This window comes from Comamonas sp. FG99 (assembly GCF_057808605.1).
The window spans coordinates 1-3,282 of sequence record NZ_JBMDII010000080.1 but is presented as its reverse complement, the minus strand read 5'-3'; the positions used below and the strand labels follow the sequence as shown (position 1 = coordinate 3,282).

Genomic DNA, 3,282 nt, shown 5'->3' with positions numbered 1-3,282 from the left:
CGCTGGCGGCCCCTGCGCGGCAACCCCCTGCGCAAGATGGCGCTGGCCTTCGAGAAGAACTGGTGGACCATCAGCCGCGAGGCCCGGCATGCGCAGTGGCTGCAGTGGCTGCACCTGGGCGCCGCGATGATGGCGCTGGGCGCGCTGGCTTCGCTGTGGGCCACCGGCCTGACCCATGCCTACCAGGTGGGCTGGGAAAGCACCTTCCTGTCGGCCGGCCAGGTGCAGCGGCTGCTGAACACGCTGTTCTGGCCCGCGCAGGCGCTGCTGCACACCAGCCCCTGGTCGCTGGCCGACATCCAGGCGCTGCAGGGCTGGGTGGCGAACCCCGCGGCAGCGCCCACGCCGGGCGCCCTGCCCGCGCCGCCCTCGGTCGGCGCGCAATGGGTGGCGGCCTACAGCACGCTGCTGGCCGCGGTGATCGTGGTGCCGCGCGCCCTGTTGGCGCTGTGGCAGTGGCTGCGCACGCGCTGGCTGCGGCGGCGCATGCGCCTGCCGTGGCAGCAGGCCTATTTCCAGAACCTGCTGCGCGACTTCGGCGGCCTGGCGGTCACGCTGCGCGTCACCCCCTACAACCTCACGCCGACGGCCGAGCGCCAGCAGGTGCTGCAGGCCTGGGTGCAGCAGCACCATGGCGCGGGCGCGCAGCTGCAATGGCAGCCCTCGGTGCGCTACGGCAACCCGCTGCCGGCCGCGGCGCCGAATGCCGCGCGGGGCGGCGACGGCACCCAGCCGGTGCTGCTGCTCAGCCTGGCGGCCACGCCCGAGGCCGAAATCCACGGCACGCTGCTGGCCGAGGCCCGCGAGCACTGGGGCAGCGGCGCCCAGGTCTGGCTGTGGGCGCAGGATTTCGCCGAGCGCAACCGCGGCACGCCGCGCCGCCTGCAAGAGCGCGAACAGCTGTGGCGCGAGTTCGTGCGGCCCTACGGGCTGAGCGCAACCATCCTGCCCGAAGGCTGCGCATGACGGGCGAGACCCAAGCGCTGGCCGACGGCTCGCCCGGCGCCGACAACACCATCGCCTGGTGCCTGCTGTCGCATACCAATATCGGCAAGACCACGCTGGCCCGCACCCTGCTGGCCGACGACGTGGGCGAGATCCAGGACGCGGCCCACATCACCAGCCAGTCGCAGCGCTACCTGCTGGAGAAAAGCAGCCAGGGCGACACGCTGTGGCTGTGGGACACGCCGGGCTTCGGCGATTCGCTGCGCCTGTACGAGCGCCTGCGCCAGCAGGGCAACCCACTGGGCTGGTTCCTCACCCATGTCTGGGACCGCTGGCGCGACAAGCCGTTCTACATGAGCCAGCGCGCGCTGCTGGCCGCGCGCGACCATGCCGACGTGATGCTCTACCTCGTCAACGCCGCCGAAGACCCGGCCGACGCCGGCTACTGGGAGTCGGAGATGCGCATCCTGCAATGGATGCGCAAGCCCGTGCTGGTGGTGCTCAACCAGATCGGCAGCGACACCTCGCCCGCGCAGACCGCGGCCGACCTGCAGCGCTGGCGCCAGGCCACCGTGGTCTTTGGCGACACGGTGCGCGGCGTACGCGTGCTCGACGCCTTCACCCGCAGCTGGCGCCACGAGAGCAGCGTGCTCGCCTCCATCGCGCCGCTGCTGCCCGCCGCCAAGCAGCCCGCCTACCAGCGCCTGCTGCAGGCGCGCGCCGAGCGCGAGCGCGAGCGCGTGGAGGCTTCGCTGCAGGCGCTGGCCACCCAGCTGGCCGACGCGGCCCGGCTGCAGGAGCAGGCCGGTGCGCCCGAGTACGCGCTGTGGCAGCGCGCGCTGCACGTGGTCAAGAGCCGGATCAAGCCCTCGTCCAACGCCAGCGGCGCCAGCCCGCAAGAGGCCGACGCCATGCAGCGCCTGCTGCACCAGCTGCAGGCGCAGGACGTGGAATGCACCCAGCGCCTGCTGGCGCTGCACCGGCTCGACGGCACCGCGGCCAGCCAGATCCAGCAGCAGCTGCGCGACGGCCTGCGCGAGCAATTGCAGATCACCAAGCCCATTGACCCGCAGGCCGCCAGCCTGTGGGGCGCGCTCACCGCCGGCGCCGCCAGCGGCCTGGGCGCCGACCTGATGGCCGGCGGCCTGACCCTGGGCGCCGGTGCCCTGGTGGGGGCGCTGGTGGGCGCGGCCGCCTTCGCCGGCGCGGCCTGGGGCGCCAACAAGGTCTTCGACCAAGAGGAGCAGCGCTTCACGCTCTCGGCCCCCTACCTGGACGCGCTGGCCGCGCAAGTGCTGCTCAAGTACCTGATGATCTCGCATTTCGGCCGGGGCCAGGGGCGCTACAGCAGCCCGGCCGCGCCGCAGCGCTGGAGCGAGGCGGTGCAGGCCGCCCTGCAGGCCCGCGCGGCCGAGCTGGCGCCGCTGTGGCAGCAGCTGCGCGGCGCCGCCGATCCGGCCGCGCCCCGGCAGGCGCTGCAGCTGCTGCTGGCGCAATGCCTGCAGCAGGCCCAGGAGCAGATCGAGCCGGAGCTGCCCGCCGCATAAATACGTAAAAATTTGTCTTTGCGCGTTTTGTCCTATTGCTGCGTTTACCTGCCGGGCGCAGCATGCTCGGGTCACGCATGTGCGTGATACAACGATTGACTACTTGACTACACCATAGAGAGGACTTTATGCGCAATATCTGGAAAACCTGGTTTGCAACCGCCTTGATCGGCAGCTCGGCCGCCGTCTTTGCCCAGACGCCTGCGGCCGCGACCGCGCCGGCCGCAGCGCCGCCGGCCGCCGGCATGCAGACCTTTGTCTGCAAGGACGGCACCTCGGTAAGCGCCGCCACCTCCAAGGGCGCCTGCAAGGGCCACAAGGGCATAGACAAGGCGGCCAGCGCCGGTGGCAGCGCAGCACCCGCGGCCAAGGCAGCTGCTCCCGCCACGGCCGCCGCAGCTGCAGCGCCTGCCGCACCAGCCACCACGGCCCCAACCAAACCCGCCGCCGCCCCGGCGCCCGGCGGCGGCCCCGGCATGGTCTGGGCCAACGAAAACACCAAGGTCTACCACTGCCAGGGCGACCGCTACTACGGCACCACCAAGAAGGGCGCCTACATGAGCGAGGCCGACGCCAAGGCCAAGGGCATGCACGCCGCCAAGAACAGCAAGAGCTGCGCGAAGTAAAACGGCCACAGCCACCCCGCACGGCACCCGCCGCGCGGGGGGTTTTCCATCAAAACAGTAGCATTCCACGGTTCCCTGGCAATGCCTAGTACATCGTTCCTTTAAAAGATTTACTTAAAAGCCACCAACGGCGATGATGCCATCCAGCAAACCGACATGGAGGC

Annotated in this window: 2 protein-coding genes and 1 pseudogene; all 3 read left to right on the top strand. The window is 71.0% G+C overall.

Features of this window, described 5'->3' with window-relative positions; translation table 11 throughout:
* A pseudogene (locus ACODRX_RS25765) lies at positions 1-966 on the top strand (DUF2868 domain-containing protein); the annotation flags it as partial.
* Positions 963-2,492, top strand: coding sequence for a DUF3482 domain-containing protein (locus ACODRX_RS25760; RefSeq protein WP_488874395.1), 1,530 nt, complete (start codon positions 963-965; stop codon positions 2,490-2,492). The pseudogene ACODRX_RS25765 and the gene ACODRX_RS25760, both read left to right, overlap by 4 nt.
* A gap of 128 nt (positions 2,493-2,620) precedes the next feature.
* Complete coding sequence (locus ACODRX_RS25755) at positions 2,621-3,118, top strand: DUF3761 domain-containing protein (protein WP_488874394.1); 498 nt, start codon at positions 2,621-2,623, stop codon at positions 3,116-3,118.
* Positions 3,119-3,282: the final 164 nt, after the last annotated feature.